General features: G+C 44.5%; 21 protein-coding genes. 15 read left to right on the top strand and 6 right to left on the bottom strand.

Features of this window, described 5'->3' with window-relative positions:
• Window positions 1-19: 19 nt before the first annotated feature.
• Complete coding sequence (gene moeB, locus HV311_RS16570) at window positions 20-769, bottom strand: molybdopterin-synthase adenylyltransferase MoeB (RefSeq protein ID WP_016152385.1); 750 nt, start codon at window positions 767-769, stop codon at window positions 20-22.
• Complete coding sequence (gene moeA, locus HV311_RS16565) at window positions 769-2004, bottom strand: molybdopterin molybdotransferase MoeA (RefSeq protein ID WP_191220199.1); 1236 nt, start codon at window positions 2002-2004, stop codon at window positions 769-771. Before moeA ends, moeB begins: the two co-directional genes overlap by 1 nt.
• Window positions 2005-2180: 176 nt before the next feature.
• Here moeA and HV311_RS16560 point away from each other — a divergent pair, with 176 nt between their 5' ends.
• From HV311_RS16560 to gsiD, 6 genes are all read left to right on the top strand, one after another.
• On the top strand, window positions 2181-2969 hold the full coding sequence (locus HV311_RS16560) for an aminoglycoside adenylyltransferase family protein (RefSeq protein WP_191220198.1): 789 nt from the start codon (window positions 2181-2183) through the stop codon (window positions 2967-2969).
• Window positions 2970-3161: 192 nt separating this feature from the next.
• On the top strand, window positions 3162-4127 hold the full coding sequence (gene iaaA, locus HV311_RS16555; RefSeq protein WP_016156081.1) for a beta-aspartyl-peptidase: 966 nt from the start codon (window positions 3162-3164) through the stop codon (window positions 4125-4127).
• Window positions 4114-5985 carry a glutathione ABC transporter ATP-binding protein GsiA gene (gene gsiA, locus HV311_RS16550; RefSeq protein ID WP_191220197.1) on the top strand — a complete coding sequence of 624 codons (1872 nt, stop codon included), beginning with the start codon at window positions 4114-4116 and terminating at the stop codon, window positions 5983-5985. The genes iaaA and gsiA overlap by 14 nt, the downstream gene beginning before the upstream one ends.
• A 28-nt stretch (window positions 5986-6013) precedes the next feature.
• Window positions 6014-7552: a glutathione ABC transporter substrate-binding protein GsiB gene (gene gsiB / locus HV311_RS16545; protein WP_046274653.1), complete on the top strand. Its 1539-nt coding sequence runs from the start codon at window positions 6014-6016 to the stop codon at window positions 7550-7552.
• A gap of 46 nt (window positions 7553-7598) precedes the next feature.
• A complete protein-coding gene (gsiC, locus tag HV311_RS16540; protein WP_191220196.1) occupies window positions 7599-8519 on the top strand; it encodes a glutathione ABC transporter permease GsiC in 921 nt (306 codons plus the stop codon).
• 2 nt (window positions 8520-8521) lie between these two features.
• Entirely contained in the window at window positions 8522-9433 is a 912-nt protein-coding gene (gsiD, locus tag HV311_RS16535; protein ID WP_191220195.1) for a glutathione ABC transporter permease GsiD, read from the top strand.
• Between the two features lie 56 nt (window positions 9434-9489).
• On the opposite strand, the gene rimO is transcribed toward gsiD, so the two are convergent.
• Complete coding sequence (rimO, locus tag HV311_RS16530) at window positions 9490-10797, bottom strand: 30S ribosomal protein S12 methylthiotransferase RimO (RefSeq protein WP_047359420.1); 1308 nt, start codon at window positions 10795-10797, stop codon at window positions 9490-9492.
• A 44-nt stretch (window positions 10798-10841) separates the two neighbouring features.
• Here rimO and HV311_RS16525 point away from each other — a divergent pair, with 44 nt between their 5' ends.
• The 5 genes from HV311_RS16525 (at window position 10842) to HV311_RS16510 (ending at window position 15639) form a co-directional block, all read left to right on the top strand.
• The gene (locus tag HV311_RS16525) at window positions 10842-12092 is read left to right on the top strand and encodes a recombinase family protein (RefSeq protein ID WP_326928869.1); all 1251 of its coding nucleotides are present in this window, start codon (window positions 10842-10844) and stop codon (window positions 12090-12092) included.
• On the top strand, window positions 12073-12570 hold the full coding sequence (locus HV311_RS28050; RefSeq protein WP_223952656.1) for a hypothetical protein: 498 nt from the start codon (window positions 12073-12075) through the stop codon (window positions 12568-12570). The genes HV311_RS16525 and HV311_RS28050 overlap by 20 nt, the downstream gene beginning before the upstream one ends.
• Before the next feature lie 750 nt (window positions 12571-13320).
• Complete coding sequence (locus HV311_RS16520) at window positions 13321-13806, top strand: hypothetical protein (protein WP_191220194.1); 486 nt, start codon at window positions 13321-13323, stop codon at window positions 13804-13806.
• A 74-nt stretch (window positions 13807-13880) separates the two neighbouring features.
• Complete coding sequence (locus tag HV311_RS16515) at window positions 13881-14354, top strand: hypothetical protein (protein ID WP_191220193.1); 474 nt, start codon at window positions 13881-13883, stop codon at window positions 14352-14354.
• Window positions 14355-14961: 607 nt separating this feature from the next.
• Window positions 14962-15639 carry a hypothetical protein gene (locus HV311_RS16510; protein WP_191220192.1) on the top strand — a complete coding sequence of 226 codons (678 nt, stop codon included), beginning with the start codon at window positions 14962-14964 and terminating at the stop codon, window positions 15637-15639.
• 1093 nt (window positions 15640-16732) lie between these two features.
• Here the strand turns inward: HV311_RS16510 and HV311_RS16505 are convergent.
• Complete coding sequence (locus HV311_RS16505; protein ID WP_191220191.1) at window positions 16733-17485, bottom strand: hypothetical protein; 753 nt, start codon at window positions 17483-17485, stop codon at window positions 16733-16735.
• On the bottom strand, window positions 17469-18152 hold the full coding sequence (locus HV311_RS16500; RefSeq protein ID WP_191220190.1) for a RipA family octameric membrane protein: 684 nt from the start codon (window positions 18150-18152) through the stop codon (window positions 17469-17471). Before HV311_RS16500 ends, HV311_RS16505 begins: the two co-directional genes overlap by 17 nt.
• 173 nt (window positions 18153-18325) lie before the next feature.
• Here HV311_RS16500 and HV311_RS16495 point away from each other — a divergent pair, with 173 nt between their 5' ends.
• Window positions 18326-18613, top strand: coding sequence for a hypothetical protein (locus HV311_RS16495; RefSeq protein ID WP_191220189.1), 288 nt, complete (start codon window positions 18326-18328; stop codon window positions 18611-18613).
• 741 nt (window positions 18614-19354) lie between these two features.
• On the opposite strand, the gene HV311_RS16490 is transcribed toward HV311_RS16495, so the two are convergent.
• Window positions 19355-19915: a hypothetical protein gene (locus HV311_RS16490; protein WP_191220188.1), complete on the bottom strand. Its 561-nt coding sequence runs from the start codon at window positions 19913-19915 to the stop codon at window positions 19355-19357.
• Window positions 19916-19946: 31 nt separating this feature from the next.
• On the opposite strand from HV311_RS16490, the gene HV311_RS16485 reads away from it, so the two are divergent.
• The 3 genes from HV311_RS16485 (at window position 19947) to bssR (ending at window position 22618) form a co-directional block, all read left to right on the top strand.
• Window positions 19947-20489, top strand: coding sequence for a hypothetical protein (locus HV311_RS16485; RefSeq protein WP_191220187.1), 543 nt, complete (start codon window positions 19947-19949; stop codon window positions 20487-20489).
• Window positions 20404-21903 (top strand): phage terminase large subunit family protein, encoded by a 1500-nt coding sequence (locus HV311_RS16480; protein WP_223952660.1) that lies wholly within the window; start codon window positions 20404-20406, stop codon window positions 21901-21903. The genes HV311_RS16485 and HV311_RS16480 overlap by 86 nt, the downstream gene beginning before the upstream one ends.
• 331 nt (window positions 21904-22234) lie before the next feature.
• On the top strand, window positions 22235-22618 hold the full coding sequence (gene bssR, locus HV311_RS16470; protein WP_191220186.1) for a biofilm formation regulator BssR: 384 nt from the start codon (window positions 22235-22237) through the stop codon (window positions 22616-22618).
• Window positions 22619-22706 lie beyond the last annotated feature (88 nt).

Below are 22706 nucleotides of genomic sequence, written 5' to 3'. Positions count from 1 at the left end.
GGTGCCGACGATTTCTCTGCTAACTCCCGCAGACCTCACAGGTGGGATTGCGCATCAGCTTCATTTCGCGAAACTGGCAGGTCATGGCGTCGTACATGACGATTTTTCCTGACGCCGGTTTACCGTAGTTAGCCAGCAGCTTAATGGCTTCCATCGCCTGTAACGAGCCGATCACGCCGATCAGCGGGGCCATCACTCCGGCCTCTACGCAGGTCAGGGCGTTTTCACCGAACAGACGGCTCAGGCAACGGTAGCAGGGCTCTCCTTCCTGGTAGGTAAATACGGTAATTTGTCCTTCCATGCGAATTGCCGCACCGGAAACCAGCGGAATCCTGGCGGCGAAGCATCCGGCATTCAACTGATTGCGGATGCTGACATTATCCGTACAGTCCAGCACCAAATCGTGTTCAGTAATAAGCGTGTGAATCTCGCTCTCGTCCAGCAGGGCATTCACCGGCGTAATGGCGATATAAGGGTTAATCCGCGCCAGTGCGTCGCGGGCGGATAGCACTTTTGGCTGTCCAACGGTCGCATCGCTGTGCAGCGTCTGGCGCTGGAGGTTCGACACGGAGACCGTGTCAAAGTCGAGCAAGGTTAAATGCCCGACGCCAGCGCCTGCAAGGTACTGAGTTGCTGCGCATCCCAGTCCCCCCACACCAACGACCAGTACCCGCGCCTCCTTGAGCGCTTCCTGACCTTCGAAATCGAAGCCGCGCAGAATGATTTGCCGGTTATAGCGCATCATCTCCTGGTCGCTGAGTTCTGCCATTACAGGCCTCCAAACAGTGCGTTAAACGGCTCGACCTCAACCCATTCGCCGGCTTCGACGTTACCGCGATCGCGCTCCAGCACGATAAAACAGTTACCCTGGCTAAAAGAGCTAAAAATATGCGAGCCCTGGTGCCCGGTAGTGGTGACTTCCAGTTCGCCTTCAGCGGTACGCTGCAATACGCCGCGCTGAAAATCCAGACGGCCAGGTGTTTTCTTCAGGCGTGAGGCGGTGCGCACACGCTGGCGAGGCGGCAGTCCACAGGCGGTGTTGCCGCTGAGTTTCGCCAGGAGCGGTTGTACCAGTTGATAAAAGGTGAGGGCCGCAGACACTGGATTACCCGGCAGACCGCAAAACCAGCTGTTGCTCAGTTTGCCAAACGCGAACGGTTTGCCCGGTTTGATGGCCAGCTTCCAGAAGGCAATTTCTCCCAGCTCTTCCAGAATAGTTTTAGTGTAATCCGCTTCGCCTACTGAAACGCCGCCGGAGCTGATGACGACATCGGCCTGGCTGTCGGCTTCGATAAACGCGGCACGCAGCGCGTTGGGATCGTCGCGAATAATCCCCAGGTTGATCACTTCGCAGCCCAACTGTTGCAGCATCAGGTGAACGGTCAGACGGTTAGTGTCATAAATCTGCCCGTCTCCCAGCGGCTGACCTGGTAACTGCAGTTCATCACCGGTGGAGAACAGCGCCACGCGGACTTTGCGCACAACGGGAGCATCGGCAACACCGAGCGAAGCCAGAACGGGAAGCTCGCCGGTTGTCAGGCGAGTCCCGGCGGGAAACACCACCGCGCCGTTTGCAATATCTTCACCGCGCAGACGAATATTTTGCCCGCGGCGGACTTCGGCGGTAAAACGCACCCCGTCGTCAGTTTGTTCCGTTTGCTCCTGCATCACCACTGCTTCACAACCAGCAGGCACCGGGGCGCCGGTCATAATACGGATGCAGGTTCCCGCAGGCCACTCGCCATGGAAAGGCTGACCGGCAAAGGCTTTACCCGCCACCGCAAGCGGCTGATCAGATTGTAAATCGGCTAATCGTACCGCATAGCCATCCATTGCTGAGTTATCGAATCCCGGTACATCAATGGGGGAGACAACGTCGGTGGCCAGAATGCGGCCAAAGCATTGAACCAGCGGCAGCGTTTCGACGGCGGTGAGCGGGGTAATACGCGAAAGCATCTGAGAGAGAGCCGTTTCAAGCGGCATCATTCCGGCGGTAAATTCCATGAGAAGACTCCTGCGGGGCAAAATCGAATCTGCTCATTATGTCAGAAAATGGACGCGGGCAGTATGCTACCTCAGGCTTAGAATCAGATCTGGTAAAGGTTTTGTGCCAGGGATAGCGCTGCAAGAAGAATGCAGTATAGACTCAATATTTCCGCTCATTTTTCCGTGGGGGCTAAATGGCTAATATTATTCCAGACGCAATTCGACGACAGGTGGAGGCCGCCAGTGCGTGCATCCACCAGATTTTCGAGGGGAATCTCATTGCCCTTCATTTGTATGGCTCTGCGGTTGAAGGCGGCTTAAAACCCCAAAGCGACATTGATTTATTGGTCACCTTGCGTGAACCAATAAATGCCCGACAAAGAAAGAAACTGATGCAGGATTTGCTGACCATTTCAGCGCCTCCCGGCACCTCCGGGCCATATCGTGCGCTGGAAGTGACCGTGGTTCTGCACTCGCAGATCGTGCCGTGGCGATTCCCACCGGCGAGAGAAATGCAGTTTGGCGAATGGTTGCGTGATGATATTCGTGCTGGCGTGTTTGAACCGGCAATGGTGGATGCTGATCTTTCTATTCTGCTGACCCAGGCCCGGCGCGCCAGCGTACCGCTGTTCGGTGAACCGGCTGAGACGTTATTTAACGTCATTCCGTTTAGCGATGTATTGCAAACATTTCGGCATATCCTTGAGATGTGGCAGAAACCGGCTGATTTAGAGGGGGACGAGCGTAATATCATCCTTGCTCTGGCACGTATCTGGTATAGCGTGGTTACGGGTAATATTGTCGCTAAAGATGAGGCCGCATCCTGGCTTCTGCCGCAATTACCCGCTGAGCATGCTGATTTGCTGCAAGCGGCGCGTGCGGAATATCTGGGGTTAACCAAACATAACTGGGCAGCGTGTATGCCGTCTGTAGAACGCTTTGTGTTTTATGCAAAAAAACAGATTACCGATCGGCTTGAATAATTTATCAACAACGTCGTGAGATCTCCTTTCCGTTAAACACATCTGAATGACCTGATGAGACGGGGTGTGAGGTGCGGGCCTTTACCTTTACATGACGTCTGCATCTTTCTATATTCAAAAATCGAATCAATAAGTCACCGAAATTCTGATATTTATAACCCCCCGGTACCCGCCACCTAATGGACGAATAAAATGGGTAAAGCAGTCATTGCAATTCACGGCGGCGCAGGGGCTATCACCCGCGCTCTACTGAGCCAGGAGCAAGAATTGCGTTATATACAGGCGCTGTCGGATATCGTTGAAACCGGCCAGCGGATGCTTGAAGACGGTCGTAGCGCACTGGATGTGGTCACCGAAGCCGTGCGTTTGTTGGAAGAGTGTCCGTTGTTTAATGCCGGAATTGGCGCGGTGTATACCCGTGATGAAACCCATGAACTGGACGCCTGTGTGATGGACGGTAATACGCTAAACGCGGGAGCCGTCGCCGGGGTTAGCCATCTGCGCAACCCGATTCTCGCGGCACGCCTGGTGATGGAACACAGCCCCCACGTCATGATGATAGGTGAAGGGGCTGAAAACTTTGCCATTGCGCAGGGTATGGAGCGCGTTTCGGCGGATATTTTCTCGACGCCAGAACGCTACGCTCAACTGCTGGCAGCGCAATCGGCGGGGGAAACGGTGCTGGATCATAGCGCGACCCCGCTGGATGAAAACAACAAAATGGGTACCGTGGGTGCGGTCGCGCTGGATATGTTTGGCAATCTGGCGGCGGCAACATCGACCGGCGGAATGACCAATAAATTACCGGGTCGGGTAGGTGACAGTCCGCTGGTCGGCGCAGGCTGTTATGCCAATAACGCAAGTGTGGCCGTTTCCTGCACCGGAACCGGTGAAGTCTTTATTCGTGCGCTGGCGGCCTATGACATTGCGGCGTTGATGGACTATGGCGGCCTGAGTTTATCGGAAGCGTGCGAACGTGTAGTAATGGAAAAATTACCGGCGCTCGGCGGTAGCGGCGGTTTAATTGCCGTCGATCACGAGGGCAACGTCGCCCTGCCCTTTAACAGCGAAGGCATGTACCGTGCCTGGGGATATGCAGGCGATACGCCAACCACCGGTATTTATCGGGAAAAAGGAGATACCGTTGCCACACAGTGATGAGCTTGACGCCTGCGACGTGCTGGCAGTCAGCAACCTGAACATTGCCTTTGAACAGGAGCAACAGCGCATCAGTGCGGTGCGTAATCTGTCATTTCGCCTGAAGCGTGGTGAAACGCTGGCGATAGTGGGCGAATCCGGTTCAGGAAAGTCGGTAACAGCCTTGTCGCTGATGCGTTTGATTGAACAGTCAGGCGGCGAGGTGAGCTGCGATGAAATGCTCCTTCGACGCCGTAACCGACAGGTTATTGAGCTGGGTGAACAGAGCGCGTCGCGGATGCGTCACGTGCGTGGCGCGGATATCGCCATGATCTTCCAGGAGCCCATGACATCGCTTAATCCGGTATTTACCGTGGGTGAGCAGATTGCCGAGTCAATCCGTTTGCATCAGGGGGCCAGCCACGAAGAGGCGATGGTGGAAGCGAAACGGATGCTCGACCAGGTGCGTATTCCTGAGGCGAAGGCTATTTTATCGCGCTATCCGCACCAGCTTTCTGGCGGCATGCGCCAGCGGGTAATGATCGCCATGGCGCTATCGTGTCGCCCTGCGGTTTTAATTGCCGATGAGCCGACTACCGCGCTGGATGTCACTATTCAGGCACAGATCCTGCAACTGATAAAAGTGCTGCAGCAGGATATGTCGATGGGAGTGATCTTTATTACCCACGATATGGGCGTCGTGGCGGATATTGCCGATCGCGTGCTGGTGATGTATAAGGGCGAGGCGGTAGAAACCGGCAGCGTTGAGCAGATTTTTCACGCTCCCCAGCATCCTTACACCAAAGCGCTGCTGGCAGCCGTGCCGCAGCTTGGGGCGATGACCGGACAAGCGTATCCGCGCCGGTTTCCACTCATTTCGTTACACGATCCCAGCCATGTAGAACCACAGACTGAACAGGATACCGTGGTTGAAGGCGAGCCTATTTTGCAGGTACGTAATCTGGTGACGCGTTTTCCGCTGCGCAGCGGCATTCTTAATCGGGTGACCCGCGAGGTGCATGCGGTGGAAAACGTTAGCTTTGACCTGTGGCCCGGAGAGACGCTCTCGCTGGTGGGGGAGTCAGGCTGCGGGAAATCCACCACCGGTCGGGCGCTGCTACGTCTGGTAGAGTCTCAACGCGGGGAGATTGTTTTCAACGGACAGCGTATCGATACCCTGGCCGCCAGTAAGCTACAGCCGCTGCGTCGGGATATTCAATTTATCTTCCAGGACCCCTATGCTTCGCTCGATCCGCGTCAAACCGTGGGATATTCCATTTTAGAACCGCTGCGGGTGCATGGGCTACTGCAAGGCGATGCGGCGGCAAAACGGGTTGCATGGCTGCTGGAACGCGTAGGATTGCTCCCTGAGCATGCCTGGCGCTATCCGCATGAGTTTTCCGGTGGTCAGCGTCAGCGTATCTGTATTGCCCGGGCGCTGGCGCTCAATCCCAAGGTGATTATTGCCGATGAGTCAGTCTCGGCGCTGGATGTCTCAATTCGCGGGCAAATTATCAACCTGTTGCTCGACCTCCAACGAGAAATGGGGATTGCGTACCTGTTTATTTCCCACGATATGGCGGTGGTGGAGCGGATCAGTCATCGGGTGGCGGTGATGTACCTTGGGCAAATCGTCGAGATCGGCACCCGACGCGCGGTGTTTGAAAATCCGCAGCATCCGTACACTCGCAAACTGATGGCGGCAGTCCCGGTCGCCGATCCCTCACATCACCGGCCCCAGCGCGTGCTGTTGTCGGATGATATCCCCAGTAATATCCGCAAACGCGGTGAAGAGATTTCCCCCGTTTCACTCCAGCAAGTTGGCCCGGGGCATTATGTTGCGCGTCCGCAACCAGAAAATGCGCTTTCGCGTTTATAACAGGCAGGCAGGGTTTAAGGAGAATAACATGACAAAAATTGTTGCTCGAAAATGGCTGGTTGCTGTGGGAGTGGCCTCTGCGCTGGCCGCCACACCTGGCTGGGCCGCCAAAGATGTAGTAGTGGCGGTAGGATCCAATTTCACCACCCTCGATCCCTACGACGCAAACGACACGTTGTCGCAGGCGGTAGCGAAGTCGTTTTACCAGGGGCTGTTTGGCCTTGATAAAGAGATGAAGCTGAAAAATGTGCTGGCGGAGAGTTATACGGTTTCTGATGATGGCCTGACTTATACCCTTAAGCTGCGACAGGGCGTGAAGTTTCAGGACGGCACCGACTTCAACGCCGATGCGGTTAAAGCTAACCTCGACCGGGCCAGCAACCCGGAAAACCATCTGAAACGCTACAACCTGTATAAGAATATCGATAAAACCGAGGTCGTCGATCCGTCGACGGTGAAGATAACGCTGAAGCAGCCGTTCTCTGCATTTATCAATATTCTGGCGCACCCGGCTACGGCGATGATCTCTCCCGCCGCGCTGGAGAAATACGGCAAGGAGATCGGTTTTCATCCCGTGGGGACCGGGCCGTATCAGCTTGAGACCTGGAATCAGACGGATTTTGTAAAGGTTAAGAAGTTCGCGGGTTACTGGCAGCAAGGGCTGCCAAAGCTGGATACGATTACCTGGCGTCCGGTGACCGACAACAACACGCGTGCGGCAATGCTGCAGACCGGGGAAGCGCAGTTTGCCTTCCCGATCCCTTACGAGCAGGCGGCGCTACTGGCGAAGAATAAAAACCTGGAACTGGTGGCCAGTCCGTCTATTATGCAGCGTTACATCAGCATGAATGTCACGCAAAAACCGTTCGATAACCCGAAGGTGCGTGAAGCGCTGAATTATGCCATTAACCGTCAGGCGCTGGTGAAAGTGGCGTTTGCCGGTTACGCGACGCCAGCAACCGGCGTTCTCCCTCCGTCGATCGCTTATGCGCAAAGCTATACGCCATGGCCATACGACCCGGCAAAAGCGCGCGAACTGCTGAAAGAAGCGGGTTATCCGAACGGTTTTACCACCACGCTATGGTCTTCTCATAACCATAGTACCGCGCAGAAAGTGCTGCAATTTACCCAGCAGCAACTGGCGCAGGTGGGCGTTAAGGCTCAGGTGACGGCGATGGATGCCGGTCAGCGCGCGGCGCAAGTCGAAGGTAAAGCGCAGAAAGAGAGCGGGGTACGCATGTTCTACACCGGCTGGTCTGCCTCTACGGGTGAAGCAGACTGGGCGCTGTCACCGCTGTTTGCATCTCAAAACTGGCCGCCAACGCTGTTTAATACGGCGTTCTACAGCAATAAGCAGGTGGACAGTGATTTAGCAGCAGCGTTGCAAACCAACGATCCGGCCCAGAAAGCGAAGCTGTACAAGGATGCGCAGGATATTATCTGGAAAGAGTCGCCGTGGATCCCACTGGTAGTGGAACAACTGATTTCGGCGCACAACACCAGATTGACCGGGTTCTGGATCATGCCGGATACCGGATTTAGCTTTGATGATGCGGATTTAAAATAAGCTATTCATCCGGCCCCGCCACGCAGGGGCCGGCGAAGGGAGTGTGATGCTTAACTATGTTTTCAAGCGCCTGCTGGGGTTGATTCCAACTCTGTTGATTGTAGCGGTGCTGGTATTTTTATTTGTTCACCTGCTACCCGGCGATCCGGCCCGGCTGATTGCCGGACCGGAGGCTGACGCTGAGGTTATCGAACTGGTGCGTCAGCAGTTGGGTCTGGACCAGCCGCTGCATATTCAGTTCTGGCATTACATTACTAACGTGTTGCAAGGCGATTTTGGAACCTCAATGGTTTCTCGTCGCCCGGTCTCCGAAGAGATAGCCAGTCGTTTTATGCCATCGCTATGGCTGACCATTGCCAGCATGGCGTGGGCGGTGTTATTCGGCATGACGGCAGGGATTATTGCTGCTGTATGGCGCAATCGTTGGCCGGACAGATTGAGTATGACGCTCGCCGTCACCGGGATCTCTTTCCCGCCGTTTGCGCTCGGCATGCTGCTCATGCAGATATTCTCCGTTGAGCTTGGCTGGTTGCCCACCGTTGGCGCTGATACCTGGCGGCACTATATCCTCCCGTCTATTACCCTGGGTGCGGCGGTGGCTGCGGTGTTAGCCCGGTTTACCCGCGCTTCGTTTGTCGATGTGCTCAGTGAAGACTATATGCGTACCGCGCGGGCCAAAGGGGTGAGTGAAACCTGGGTGGTGTTAAAACATGGTTTGCGTAATGCGATGATCCCGGTGGTCACCATGATGGGGCTACAGTTTGGCTTTTTGCTTGGCGGCTCAATTGTCGTTGAGAAGGTGTTTAACTGGCCAGGGCTTGGGCGGCTGTTGGTGGACTCAGTCGAAATGCGCGACTACCCGGTGATTCAGGCCGAGGTGCTGTTGTTTTCTCTGGAGTTTATTCTTATTAACTTAGTGGTGGATGTGCTCTATGCCGCCATTAATCCGGCTATCAGGTACAAGTAAGGATGCGATTTTTTAACTGGCGCCGACAGGCGATTTTAAATGCGATGCCCCTTGTTAAGCCTGAGCAGATACGCACGCCGTGGCATGAATTCTGGCGTCGTTTCCGTCGCCAGCGCATGGCGATGTTAGCGGGGTTATTTGTCGTGCTGCTGATAATGGTGGCGATTTTTGCTCGCTGGTTAACGCCATTTGATGCCGAGAATTACTTCGATTATGACCGTCTGAATGACGGACCGTCGATACTGCACTGGTTCGGCGTTGACTCGCTGGGGCGGGATATTTTTAGCCGCGTGCTGGTGGGGGCGCAAATCTCGCTGGCGGCGGGGGTCTTTGCCGTATTTATTGGCGCAGCGATTGGCACTGTGCTGGGTCTGCTGGCGGGATACTTCGAAGGCTGGTGGGATCGACTGATTATGCGTATCTGCGATGTGCTGTTCGCCTTTCCGGGTATTTTGCTGGCGATAGCCGTGGTCGCCGTGCTGGGCAGCGGCATTGCAAACGTGATTATTGCCGTGGCCATTTTCTCCATTCCGGCCTTCGCGCGGCTGGTGCGCGCAAATACGCTGGTGCTAAAGCAGCAGACCTTTATTGAATCCGCGCGCAGTATCGGCGCCAGCGATGCGACCATCATCTTCAACCATATCTTGCCGGGTACGGTTTCATCGATCGTGGTCTTTTTTACCATGCGAATTGGCACGTCAATTATCTCTGCCGCGAGCCTGTCATTTCTGGGATTGGGTGCGCAGCCGCCGACCCCGGAGTGGGGGGCAATGCTCAATGAAGCCCGCGCTGATATGGTGATCGCGCCGCACGTGGCGATTTTCCCGGCGGTGGCGATATTCCTGACGGTGCTGGCGTTTAACTTACTCGGAGATGGTCTGCGCGACGCGCTGGACCCGAAAATTAAAGGATAAATCACAGGCCGGATAAGACGTAACGCTTATCCGGCCTACAGTTGGGTTGCGCTTATTTAAACGCGGGTGCCCCACAGATCGTATTCATCAGCGTTTTCGACCTTCACGCGGATGATATCGCCAGGTTTCACCTTAGTTTCGCCATTCAGGTATACCGCGCCGTCGATTTCCGGGGCGTCAGCCATGCTGCGGCCAATCGCGCCTTCTTCGTCAACTTCATCAACGATAACCAGAATTTCGCGGCCCACTTTCTCCTGCAAACGTTCAGCAGAGATTTGCTGTTGCAATTGCATAAAGCGGTTCCAGCGTTCCTCTTTCACCTCTTCCGGGATTTGGTCCGGCAGGTCATTGGCGCCAGCGCCTTCTACCGGGCTGTATTTAAAGCAGCCCACGCGGTCCAGACGCGCTTCCTTCAGGAAGTCGAGCAGCATCTGGAAGTCTTCTTCCGTTTCACCCGGGAAACCGACAATGAAGGTTGAGCGCAGCGTCAGTTCAGGGCAGATTTCACGCCACTGCTTGATGCGTGCCAGTTGTCTGTCCACGGAGCCTGGGCGTTTCATCAGCTTAAGAATACGCGGGCTGGCATGTTGCAGCGGGATGTCCAGATACGGCAGGATTTTCCCTTCCGCCATCAGTGGGATCACGTCATCAACATGCGGGTAGGGGTAGACGTAATGCAGACGAGTCCAGATCCCCAGTTTTGATAACTGCTCGCACAGATCAACCATGCTGGTTTTGACCGGCTCGCCGTTATGGAAACCGGTGCGATGCTTCACATCCACGCCGTACGCGGAGGTATCCTGAGAAATGACCAGTATCTCTTTCACGCCCGCATCCACCAGACGTTTGGCTTCGCTGAGGACGTCGCCAATCGGACGGCTCACCAGATCGCCACGCATCGACGGAATAATGCAGAACGTGCAGCGGTGGTTGCAGCCTTCAGAAATTTTCAGATAGGCATAATGACGCGGAGTGAGCTTGACGCCCTGTTCAGGAACCAGGCTCAGGAACGGGTTGTGCTTTGGTTTGGGCACATAGTGGTGAACGTGCTCCAGAACCTGTTCGTAGCTATGCGGCCCGGTGATTTCCAGCACCTTCGGGTGGACTTCACGGATCTGATCGACTTTCGCGCCCAGACAGCCGGTGACGATCACCTTGCCGTTTTCGTTCAGTGCTTCGCCGATTGCTTCCAGCGACTCCTGAACCGCGCTGTCGATAAAGCCACAGGTGTTAACGATAACCATATCCGCGTCGTCGTAGCTTGGCACAACGTCATAGCCTTCGGTACGAAGTTCGGTCAGGATGCGTTCAGAATCGACGAGGTTTTTCGGGCACCCTAATGATATAAATCCAATCTTAGACATTATTTTGTACAATACATTGCTCGGGAAAACTCGGATTATACATCATGCCTAAACTTTACAGCTACATCCGTTGGTCAAGTGACCGACAAGACAAGGGAACGACAAAAGACCGCCAGTCAGCGAGGACGTATGCTGAAGAGAAGGGGCTGGAGATGGTAGAAATCATTGAGCCAGGTGTAAGTGCGTTTCGTGGGAAAAACCGCTCGGGAAAGCTGGGAGACTTTATAGATGCTGTAAAGAGTAATGCTATACCTTCTGACTCATGGCTTTATTGCGAAAACCTTGACCGTCTATCTCGTGATCAGGTGGATGAAGCGTTAAGTCTTTTTCTTGAGATGATTAGGCTGGGACTAACAATAGTCACAGGAATGGACAAGAAGGTTTATAACAAGGCATCGATACGGCAAAATCCTACAGACTTGATGTTGTCAATCCTACTGTTTATCCGTGGGAATGAGGAATCAGAAACGAAATCTAAAAGAACTATAGGAAATGTTGTTGCTTTAGTAGAACGACATAATCAAGGCTTGCCAGTAAACATTAAATCCGTGGGTCGTCATCCGTTTTGGATAGATGATTCTGGTTCACAGTACGAAGCAGTTAAAAAGCATCCTATCTATTGGAATATTGCTAGAGAAGCTATTGATATGTTCCTAGATGGTCATGGGGTCTATAGTGTTAAACGGGCTTTAGATGAAAAATACCCAAATGGATTGAAGGGTAAAGAATGGGATTATCAGGTATTACAAAAGATGCGTAATAACCGTGCATTGATCGGTGAGCGTACAATGAAAGTAGGTGGTCAAATCTATAAATTGAAAAACTATTATCCGTTGTTATGCAAAGATGAAACGGAATATTTAGTACTGGCTGAAAAGAAAGAGCAGAATAATTTTAAATCCAAGAAAGAATCAAAAGATAAAATTAAACTGTTATCAGGGTTATCACTACTACGTTGTAGTAAATGTGGTGGTACTATGCATTCTTTTATTAATAAAAAAACACCACGTTACATATGTACGAATGGTACACATAAACAGAAAAGTTGTTCTGGTTGGTCGATTATTGCCTCTTTGGTAGAACACTGCACAATGATTGCTTTACTGATGGGTTATCTAAACAACAGTTGGAAAAATGGTAGTGATACTACATTGATTGATGAAGAGATAAATGCAAAACAATCAATAATCGCTGATTTGGATTCCAAAATATCAAATTTAGCTGCTGCAATTTCAGTTGCACCAAACGTTGTTGAGCTTGGCAACAAAGATTCAAGTGTTAAATACAGAACGTGAACAATTACTAATAAACGTAGTTAACTTAAAGGAAAGATCAGTATCATTAAAGAGTAAGGGATCATTTGAAATAGAAATGACCGAGTTTTTAATATTAATTCAGTATGCAGTGTTTACCGATTTGGAAGATGAAGATAGAAATAAAATTAGAAAGATCATATCTTCAATAATTGAATATGTAATAGTGGATAAAACTGATTCATGTATTACCATTCGTATCAAGTGTTATGGCATTGATGAAGTATTAGTATTTGGTGGTGTAAACAGAAAACCTCATTGGGAGTTTGATATTGAACTAGTAAATGATGATCAGGATAGTAATGCTGTTGTAGTTACCGATGAAATCAGAGAAAAAACTAATCAATACTTAGTGGATTTAAGGAAAAGTTATCATAACTTATATGATTCATCAGTATCTATGTTATCTCAGGTTGGTTATCCAGAAATCAACGGATCACTATTCTGGCCAAATCGGTAATAGTAAAATACTAAGTTAGATTTCTCGTTTGAAAGTGTATTTTGGCATCGTAGGAGCGATTCTACGGAGCTTTTGTATGTGTGAGTGTACAAAGGATAATATTATTACACTGTTCTCCTTTTCTAATAAATAAAGTATGAAAAGGAGAACTAAATGAACTGGATTAAAACAACTCTAATACTACTACTTGGTTGGTTGGTAATGATTACTGGATTGATTGAAGCACTTTATATTGGCTTCATGATCTGGCTCGCAATGTGTCTTATCTGTGAAGTAATAAATATCTTTGAAAATTAGCATGTTACAAAATAGCAAGCCAATTTTTGGGATGGAATAGAAAAAAGTGATATAATATTAGTGTGAAGTGAAGAAGCCCATCCATTTGAACACTCTTTTAAATCATTCTGATAAAAAAGAGTGTAGAAAATTATAATATCTCATCCTAAAATATTATAGCCCCATGAATAACATGGGGTTATTCTCACTTTAAATTTATGAAAAATCGTGCACAAAAGGAAATACATGGCAAAGGAAACAACAAGAGCTATCGGAGTACGAATTACTCCACTACAGGAAGAATATCTACAGAAGTTAGTAGACAAAGGTAAGGTGAAGAATATGAATCAAGCAATACAATATGTACTAAACAGTTTTATTATTCTAAACAATAAGTAACGTTTGATACTATCGTAAAAAGTATTATTACCGTACTAACATGGATCGTTAGTACATGTTCAAAAGGATTTGATTATGGACAATAAACAACTAAAACAACGTTATAACAATATAGTGGCTCGTGTAAAAAATAATGAAGCATATAAACATACCACTATTGGCGATTGGGTATCTTTCGAACCATTCAAAGAGTGGATGGAACAAAACTATGTTGAAGGATGGGAAATTGACAAGGATATACTAAGCGGAACTAATAAGTGTTATTCATCTTCTACATGTTTGATGGTTCCACATGAAATAAATGCTCTATTCCGTAGTTCTTCATCTATTCACGGCTATAAGGGTGTGTACTTTGATGACAGAGATAATAAGTTTTATGGTCAAATGCGTATCGACGGTAAGACCGTACAGCGAGGATCTAGTGATACCGCAGCGGGTGCACACCAATACTACCTAGAACTACGTAGGGAACGTTTGCAGGTGCTTTTACAGCGATATAGTAGTATTAAAAATCAATACGCTTATAAACGCCTTGTAGAAGCATTAAAACCTTACTTATAAACAAAAAGCCCTTAGTACAGGAATACTAAGGGCAGTTAATTACAATATCACAACATACTATAAGGATATTTATCATGGCAGGAAAGAAACAGTTTTATGATAACGCAGATCTAAGTTCAATTTTGAAAGGTTACAAGTACATCAACCAATTCACCAATGAAGCAATAGCAATCATAGATGGGGCAATACAAAAAGAATTTGAAGGTTCAACAAGTAGAACTAAAGTAGGTCGTAAAGAAATACTAAATCTGATTATTCAATGTCCAATATTAGGTTATGCGGAAGTAGAGCATAACATCAATACACGCCGTCAGAGCGGCGATGTGATGAAACAGCCACTAAAGAAGACTCAGATATACCAATATAAAAGAATTGCTACACAGGCCGCACAGGAGCTTTTAGAGGCATATAATCATGGTGTTATGATTAAGTATGTTCTTGATGGTGATGCACGACAGCTAAACAAATGGGAAAAGGTCAAATTACGTCAAATGCTAAACGATGGAACAAGTTTAGGTACTATCAAAAGCTACATTAACGGCTTATAACCATCTTTCCGACAGTTTGATGGGGGAATTTCTTTGTTGGAAAGATGGTAGTAAAAATAGCCATTTTTAGTACAAATAATGACCAAAAACAGCCATTTTTTCCCGTTTTAGGGGTGTAAAAGGGCATCTTTCCGACTTAATATAATAATCTTATCCATTTGTTGGAAAGATGAATAACATAATATTCCATACGTCATATTATGTTATTCAAGGGTAATAGCTCGTCGCTTTGCTTCCTCACTATTACCCTTAAAAACAAAATAAGAGTATAACTTGCGTTTTTCTCGTGAGTACTCGAAAGAACGCCAATTCCTACTCGCTTTCGCTCAGACAATAAAAGTACTAACAAATAATTGATTGGAAGTACCAACTACAAGAATTACTTCTCAATAGATTATTCGAAGTTTCTTGTAGTCGCCCCCCCCTCCGCTACTGGGAGAAACTAAAGTAATCCTATTGATTCTTATGTACCTCATGCGAAATTCTAATATGTACTAAAAAGGAGAACCGGAAGGGAAAGACCAATAACCTATTGAACTATTACCATTCTTTATCTGGTATGATAAGATTTTGACTTTAGTTCTACACACATATGGAATAGTAACGCATGAAAAATAATATACCTCTAATTGTTTTAGGTACCACATTATTATCTGGCTGTGCTCCGGGTAGTGTTGCTCCAAAAGTCACAACTCAAGAATATGTGGAACCAATGGTTGGTACAACTAACAAAGCATACATGGGTGATCACATTATAAGGTCAGCTACTGGGTATAAAACTGAATTACTCAAACTTGGTAACGCGTCAGGGTCACTATCAGAAATTAAAGAAGGGACATATTGCCATACCGGAAACAATGTTTATGCAAATCCGATTGATAAGAATTCAATTGGACTTAAAAACTTATATGGCGTAGTTGTTAACTCAGTAAACTATGTAACATATGATAAAGCGAAAAATACAATATCACCGCCTAATGGTACAACATACAATTCAAGTGAAATCTCAATACAATATGTACCAAATGGGTTATGTATGGTTAGTGATTCATTTGTAAAGACGATAGAGTATAATGGAAAGTCAGGGAACACATTAAAATTCACATATCGTGAATTCTCTAATAATATGGCGAGATCTGCATATACAACAGACTTTACTTTTGACCTTTCTGAAGGAACAAAAGTTGTCGCATATAAAGGTGCTAAAATTAGAATTAACGAGGCAAATAATTCTCTTATAGACTATACCATTGTAAGTGGATTCGATTCAAGAAAAGAATTTTAAGTGTAAATTATTTGTTCCCCTTTGTTGGTTAAGGGGAACAAATTGTTTGAGTATCATATGTTGTTAATATAGCGTATTAGTATGGAATAAAAAATAATCTAGAGTTAATTGCATAGAGATATATTAGATGCGAAATAGCACATACAAACTAGAAAGTAACATATCGATAATAACATTGATCACATTTCTGTCATATGCGACATATGTATTTTATAAACTCGGCAACTCTGTTTATTATGGATATCCAATAAGTTTAATATGGATAGATTTAAATTCATTAGTATTAACCCTTATGCAGAATGCAATTATTATAATTGCAGTTTTTTTGTTGTTAAGAAATGCATATAGAAGTTCGAATACTTTATTTCATAATATTACTATAATTAGTGCTGGAATGATGGCACCTATGCTAATATTGGGTGACATATTATTAGAATGGAAATTCTTTATCATAAATCTGATTTTATTTATATCAATATTCTTACTAAACAGTTGTCTTAAAAAAATATTCCAGGAAAAATCTAAATCATTTTTTTCGAAATGGGCAGCATGGACTTTAATAACTTATTTCTTCTTGGCTTTCTATATAGGTAATTATACACCAAATATTTTCAACCACATATATACAGGTGAAGATGAAATAATAATTAGTACAAATGGAAGTGAGGCACTATTGCTTTCCTGTGATAGTGAAGGCAATAAAACAATAAAAATAAAATCTATCTTAGATATGAAGATACATAGTAAAAGCAACGATATCCTAGTCAGGAATTGGTTTGTATCTGAATGTTTACATTATGATACCATTCGTAGTTCGTATTTATGAAACCAGAAGGTAAAGATATAGTAATATAACGGATGATGTGAGTATAAAAACGGATAAAGTTACTATAAACATATTAGTACGGTATTTGGTGATGATAAATATGGACGCTCAAGCAATGGTTATAGATTATCTTGTGGGTAAAATAGGTACGTCTCAGAAATACTGGCATCATATGACACAACAATCAACACATCACAGTAGGCCATCTTTAAATTAGATAATCAGGTGAATGCCAGAGGTGGATAAAATCATGTAATAGGGTATGAATTAATTTCCCTTTAGGGTAATAAATTGATCAATTGGATAATTATTATTATATATCTCTTTAATGAAATTTGAGAGTTGACTGTGAAATGAAATGGCTTTTAATTGAATAGCTAGAAGCTCGCTACTGGTTTGATTTCTAAAACTTTCATCGGCTGCTATCAATGAAGGAACATCAGAACTAGCTATAAAAAATTCAATACTCAAATCATTATATTTTTCAGTATATGATTGGATGTTAGTGATTATGTTATTGGTGTAATCACTCATAACGTAATTAGTTCTATTAATTGACTTTAAAGCATTAGTTACAGAGTATGAGATAATGAATAAATCAGAAACAAGGGCATCTGTTTCCTTCATAAAATCATCAAATGAGTTTTGTGGTATTGTCTCATTTTTTAAATGATTACGGTATTTCTTTGAAAAAGTTACTAAATGATTTTTTAAAATTAAGCTAGCAGAACGTACCTTAATGAGATCTTGATAGATTGCTTTTTCAATAACACTATAAACAACATCATAATGTTTTTGTGATAACCATGCAGGTGCTTTTAGATATGCTAAGTAAGCAACCCATAGAGTACCTAATGTACCCGCAGCACTACACCATGCTCCTACTAAAGTTACCCATTCTAATCCCTTAGAACCGGAAAACAATATTTTTATGACGACTAAAATAGCTACAATTAATAGCGTAGCTACAATGGTAAGTAAAAGTGTATTAAATATCTTGATTTTACTTCCACTTCTCATAATTATTCTTCCTAAATTTGTAGAATCTTGTTGGCACTGTATCCGAATCTAATACATTCTTAACTGATTTATAGCACAAAATTGAAAAAATTACTAAAACTAGAAAATATAAAATTAACAAAACACAAAAAAATTGAGGATCGCTTGTACTGAATGGGGAAGTAGAAGTAATGAAGCATAAAACCCATACTATTAAAATAATATAACTTATTAAATTATTGATATCAGAAACAGAAGGGCGAAGCGGATACTTATTATCATAGAAATATACTTTATATAGATTTCCAGTAACATAAACTTCGAGTTTATCAATAATGAATTCCCAGTTACAAAGCCAATACTTACTACCAATGTTAACAAATATAAAACAAATAGAAATTAGAGAACCTACTAGGGCAGCAATAGGGGAAAAACAGAAATATTCTTTAGATGTAAATAGATAACCGAACGCAGCGGTAATGACAGTAAAAAATGCGAAAAAGTATGTTGCTCGTTTCCAGTATAATTCAATTTCGAACTTACGTATATCGTGTGCTTTCTCTAAAGCGAGATGTAGCATTTTATCTGTTCTGGAATCTTCTTTAAATGATTCAACCTTTTTCCCAAAGAATGATTCAAAGAAATCTATGTCTTCTTTCAATATTTTTACTGATATTTTCTTTCCCATTAGTAAATCCAACGTACAGATTGAGATTGCTATACTTTACCACTAAAACCCTTATAAGGTACACTATTGTTGCCCCCCTCACATTGGGTAGGTTTGTTTGTTGGGGTGAGTGGGGGGTAGCAGGCATACTAAAAAGTGTTTGATAGTACCTTTCAACGAAAAGAGAGAAAAAAATGAAAAGGATGTTGTTTGTATTGATGTTACCAATCACTGTATTTGCAGCAAAAGTACCAGATTTTCAATGTTGGGATATAAGCAACATAGGTTCAACTACAGCAGATGATAGGTATGTAACACGCTATTTGGATAAGATGCCACCACCAGGAGGGGCATATCATTATGAAACAGCACCAAATGATGATATCTATAGAGAAGTAATAATTGTAAATGAACAACATAGCGATGGATATTATTATGGAAATGAATACATGGACAAAAAGGTGTTATGTATATCGATATAAAATGCAAAAGGACATTGCAGTGAAACAATATTGTTCATTACCGATTTGTGTTAATTTATCAACTCTATGGTAATAGTAATAAGTCTGAAAAATTTAGTATTGTTATTAATGAATGAGCTAGCCGTTAGGCTGGCTTTTTTTATTTCTAAATACTCCTATACAGCATAGGAGTACACGCAATGTTAACCACCTTCCTACACTTTCCCAATGGCACACACAGGACATAGAAACGCCCACAAGCAACGATACCTACGGATATGAACCATCCCGCAAAGATAATCTAATAACCGCTCATATCATAACACAGGACGGTTACGGACTATTCATTGATAACCATTCACTAACACTCAAGTATAAATACATTACATTAAACTATTCACGATATAGCATTGGTAAGTATAACTACCCAATTAATATAATTGATTCATATAAGGGTAGTGAACATAAACATATAAAAGATTAAAAGAATTACGTGGCGAAATACTAAACCACCAGACTGTGAACGGGTACAAAATACCATACCGCCTTAGTGTGATAGTACTTTCATTTATACAATATGGTGCATAAATAGTACGTAAGTGGCGTGCCGCCACCTATATCGATAAATAGAACAAAAACAAATAAATTATTGTTTTATTGGATTTTATCAAAAGGTGCTCCCCTGGTCCCCATAAAGGGCGAGTTTTCGCTCACGCATTGATTTACATATATATGTAAAAATAATGCATGCCCGCACCGCACTTAACAAAGTACTACCCCAATTTCATTATTAGTGCAATTACAGTTGTGATTGGCGGGGCAGGGGCAAATCTTGAATACAGCATAAGATCCTTTTAGTATATCAGTAACATATGTATCCATTTTATCAATCTCTGTAGGTTTACAATTTAAATGGAAACCAACAAAAAAAGAATTGCGGATTTTATATTCACAGTCAATGATGGATTGTATTTTTAACTTATCGTGTTCTAAACCTCTCTTCAATGCTGCGATACTCTTAGTACATTTAAATTCAATAAATATAAAACCATCGTTAAGTGATTTGTTTTGACAAAGAATAATGTCTACTTTTGAAAGTCTATTCTGTGGGAATAAAAATGGGTCGAGATAAGCAGTCACTTCCCGCTTTACTTGAAATCTTTTGGCTGCAATAAATTGCTCAAATTCTATTTGAAGCCACTTTTCCCAATCATTAATTCTATTATCAACAATGTAATGTAATCTTTTTCTTATGTCTTTATTTTTAAGGAAACCATTTAATAAATTAATAACAAGCTCAAAATCCATTTTACGGTCGTGCATTATTAACTCTCAATAAATAAAAGGATTATAAATGAAAACATCAATTAGAACTTTAGCAAAACAATATGGATATGATGAATCAACTGTGCGTTCTTGGGTATTAAAAGGAATACCAATGGATACGGATTATAACACAAGAAAGTGGATTGTGGAGAATATTTTAAAACCACTCCGTAATACTAACATCAAAGAACAGATTGAACAGGAACGATTACAAAAGCTAACTACCGAAAGACAATTAGCAGAATTGGAATTACAGGAAAAGTTAGAGCATGTTTTGAATACAGAATACGTGGAGCAAGTACTAACCGCATATCTATATCAAATAAAAACTACTATTCGAAGTATCCCCAATAAGATTTATCTAGAACTATTTGCAATGACTGACGCGAAAGATTTACGCGACCGATTAAAGGAAGTAATAGACACACATCTTTATCAACTGGGTGAAATGGAATTCGAATTACCCGAGGATAAAGAAATATTAGATGAACAAGAACAAGAAGAAACTAACGACATTACTACAGAAAGTACTACCGACGATCAAACCCCCGAAGATACAGAAAACAAGTGATTGGATTAAATCCGGTGGTGTGATGAAGCTGGTGGATGGGCCTAATATGGGGTTAGATTTTGTCCCATTTCCTTTTCAGTGCCTCCCAATGGATATTGCACAGGAAAGAAGCACCAAGAAAATTGTAATTCAGGCGTGTTCGCAAGTTCTCAAGACACAGGTCATGACGGCAATAGCCATGAACAAAATGGCAAATGATCCGGCAAACTTTGCATTTGCTTCAAGCTCAGCAGATGAAATCAAAAAGTTTAGACTTGGTAAATTCTTGCCAGTAGTTGAAATTTCTCCTGTACTTTCTTCACTTGTCACTGAGAAATCAGATAAGAACGCCGCTAATAACGCCAAACAGACACAACTACAAAACGGTACTTTTATCTATTGGTTGAATCTCAACACCCCCGGAAACCTTAGAGGGATCACATGTAGCACAGTTCTACTTGATGAAGTATCAAATGTGGAAATAGGTGAAGAAGGAAACCCAATTAAACTAGCTGAAGCCCGTACTTCTACGTTCGGTGATGATTCATTAGTTGTAGTTGCAAGTACTCCCCTATTCAAAAACGATTTAATCAATAGTGAATTTAATCTCAGTGATAAACGCTATTGGTTCGTTACACATGATTGTGGTCATGAATATAAATTTGAATGGGAACACGTTAAGTTTAAATTTAAACAAATGGAAAATGGTCGAGCAATTCCAGATTCAACAACTGCCAAGTTAATGTGTCCTCATTGTAATAAAGAAATTGATGAACATACACGCCACCAGATGGTTAATAATGGTAGATGGATTGCCACTAATCCTAATGGTGAAAAGGGTGTGGTAGGTTTTCAATGTAGCCGTATGATTAGCCCCCTTAATACTATTGAAGAAATGGTAAGTAAGTACGCCGATGCCTTGTATTCATTTTGTGCAGGTATTGGTAGACTTAGCTACTACCAATTCATACGTAATAAACCTTCACACATCACATGTGTTGAATTGAATCCTGAATACGTACTTATTGGTAAACGTGTACTACCACAAGCCGAATGGATCACAGGTGATGCACTACAATACACACCAGACCGTTTCTACCGTGTTGCTTATGGTAATCCCCCATTCGGCAAGATAAACACGTCAGGGGCGTATACAGGCCGTTATACGGGTAGTGAATTTGAGTACAAGATAATTGATAGGGCAAGGGAGTATTCCAGCTATGGGGTATGGATTGTTCCACAGGGTAGTGCGGGGTTTAAGTACTCAGGCCATACATACTATGACCGCTCGATACAGTCTGCTAAGTACACAAAATTTGAAAAGGATACGGGGCTAATCTTACATCCTGGTGTGGGTATCGATACATCAATCTACCGTGACCAATGGAACGGTACTAAGGTAACTTGCGAATCCGTGTTAGTTGATTATCAATAAGTTAAATGGATGGCATAAAAAATAACACAATATATTTATTGATTTTTCGGGCAGCCGAGGGAGACAAAGCCGATTTTCGGCTGGTGGGTTACATTGCTCATAGCGTAAAAATTGTTCAGTTATTGGAATATTCAGGGCACGGATTCTACAGAGTTCTGAATAAAAATTGTATCGCAATCTCATACCATCAGTCGCCACGCCCGGCGTGGAATTAAAGATTATTTGTAAATTGTGTTAATTTTCGGTGATGGATTGATCCTGGACACGACTTTGTTCAAAAAATGACCATACTATTAAGTTGCACCATAGTTGGAAAGAGGAGGAACAAAGTATGGTTGTTGACAGACTGAGAACCGATCTTCTCAACAAATTGATAAACGCCCGTGTCGAACTTGCCGCTTATCTGCTGTTGAGAAAAGCGAAAGGCTACATGTCAGTCAGCGAGAGCGATCGTCTGCGTGATAATTTTTTTGCACTGAATCGCGAATTGCACGAGCAATCACAGCCTCACGGTATGCATCTTGATCAGGAAGAGTGGAATGCCCTTCATCGTGCTGAAGGGGCGTTAGCCGCCGCCGCTGTTTGTCTTATGAGTGGACATCACGATTGTCCAACTTTTATCGCCGTTAACGCAGAGAAACTGGAAAACTGCCTGACAACGCTGACGCTAAGTATCCAGTGTTTGGAATCTTATTCAACGCTGGAACACGTCTGAATCAGGGGGAGGGCGCTCCCCCTTTTCGTTAAGATTATGTAAATGTGGCGGGATAATTCCCCTTGCTGGCTACGCTTTATGCAGAGCC

Origin of the sequence: Citrobacter sp. RHBSTW-00881 (assembly GCF_013728515.1) — a bacterium.
GTDB classification, from domain to species: Bacteria; Pseudomonadota; Gammaproteobacteria; order Enterobacterales; family Enterobacteriaceae; genus Citrobacter; species Citrobacter braakii.
Note: the sequence above shows the minus strand (reverse complement) of the source record. Positions and strands in the feature narration are given on the sequence as shown.

Bases quoted from the DNA above. Each gene is read 5' to 3' on its own strand.
- HV311_RS16490 (WP_191220188.1), bottom strand. From the start codon at position 19,915: ATGCACGACCGTAAAATGGATTTTGAGCTTGTTATTAATTTATTAAAT.
- moeB (WP_016152385.1), bottom strand. From the start codon at position 769: ATGGCAGAACTCAGCGACCAGGAGATGATGCGCTATAACCGGCAAATC.
- HV311_RS16495 (WP_191220189.1), top strand. From the start codon at position 18,326: ATGAAAAGGATGTTGTTTGTATTGATGTTACCAATCACTGTATTTGCA.
- moeA (WP_191220199.1), bottom strand. From the start codon at position 2,004: ATGGAATTTACCGCCGGAATGATGCCGCTTGAAACGGCTCTCTCTCAG.
- HV311_RS16480 (WP_223952660.1), top strand. From the start codon at position 20,404: ATGAACAAGAACAAGAAGAAACTAACGACATTACTACAGAAAGTACTA.
- rimO (WP_047359420.1), bottom strand. From the start codon at position 10,797: ATGTCTAAGATTGGATTTATATCATTAGGGTGCCCGAAAAACCTCGTC.
- HV311_RS16485 (WP_191220187.1), top strand. From the start codon at position 19,947: ATGAAAACATCAATTAGAACTTTAGCAAAACAATATGGATATGATGAA.
- HV311_RS16505 (WP_191220191.1), bottom strand. From the start codon at position 17,485: ATGAGAAGTGGAAGTAAAATCAAGATATTTAATACACTTTTACTTACC.
- bssR (WP_191220186.1), top strand. From the start codon at position 22,235: ATGGTTGTTGACAGACTGAGAACCGATCTTCTCAACAAATTGATAAAC.
- HV311_RS16510 (WP_191220192.1), top strand. From the start codon at position 14,962: ATGAAAAATAATATACCTCTAATTGTTTTAGGTACCACATTATTATCT.
- HV311_RS16560 (WP_191220198.1), top strand. From the start codon at position 2,181: ATGGCTAATATTATTCCAGACGCAATTCGACGACAGGTGGAGGCCGCC.
- HV311_RS16500 (WP_191220190.1), bottom strand. From the start codon at position 18,152: ATGGGAAAGAAAATATCAGTAAAAATATTGAAAGAAGACATAGATTTC.
- HV311_RS16520 (WP_191220194.1), top strand. From the start codon at position 13,321: ATGGACAATAAACAACTAAAACAACGTTATAACAATATAGTGGCTCGT.
- gsiD (WP_191220195.1), top strand. From the start codon at position 8,522: ATGCGATTTTTTAACTGGCGCCGACAGGCGATTTTAAATGCGATGCCC.
- HV311_RS16515 (WP_191220193.1), top strand. From the start codon at position 13,881: ATGGCAGGAAAGAAACAGTTTTATGATAACGCAGATCTAAGTTCAATT.
- HV311_RS16525 (WP_326928869.1), top strand. From the start codon at position 10,842: ATGCCTAAACTTTACAGCTACATCCGTTGGTCAAGTGACCGACAAGAC.
- iaaA (WP_016156081.1), top strand. From the start codon at position 3,162: ATGGGTAAAGCAGTCATTGCAATTCACGGCGGCGCAGGGGCTATCACC.
- gsiB (WP_046274653.1), top strand. From the start codon at position 6,014: ATGACAAAAATTGTTGCTCGAAAATGGCTGGTTGCTGTGGGAGTGGCC.
- gsiC (WP_191220196.1), top strand. From the start codon at position 7,599: ATGCTTAACTATGTTTTCAAGCGCCTGCTGGGGTTGATTCCAACTCTG.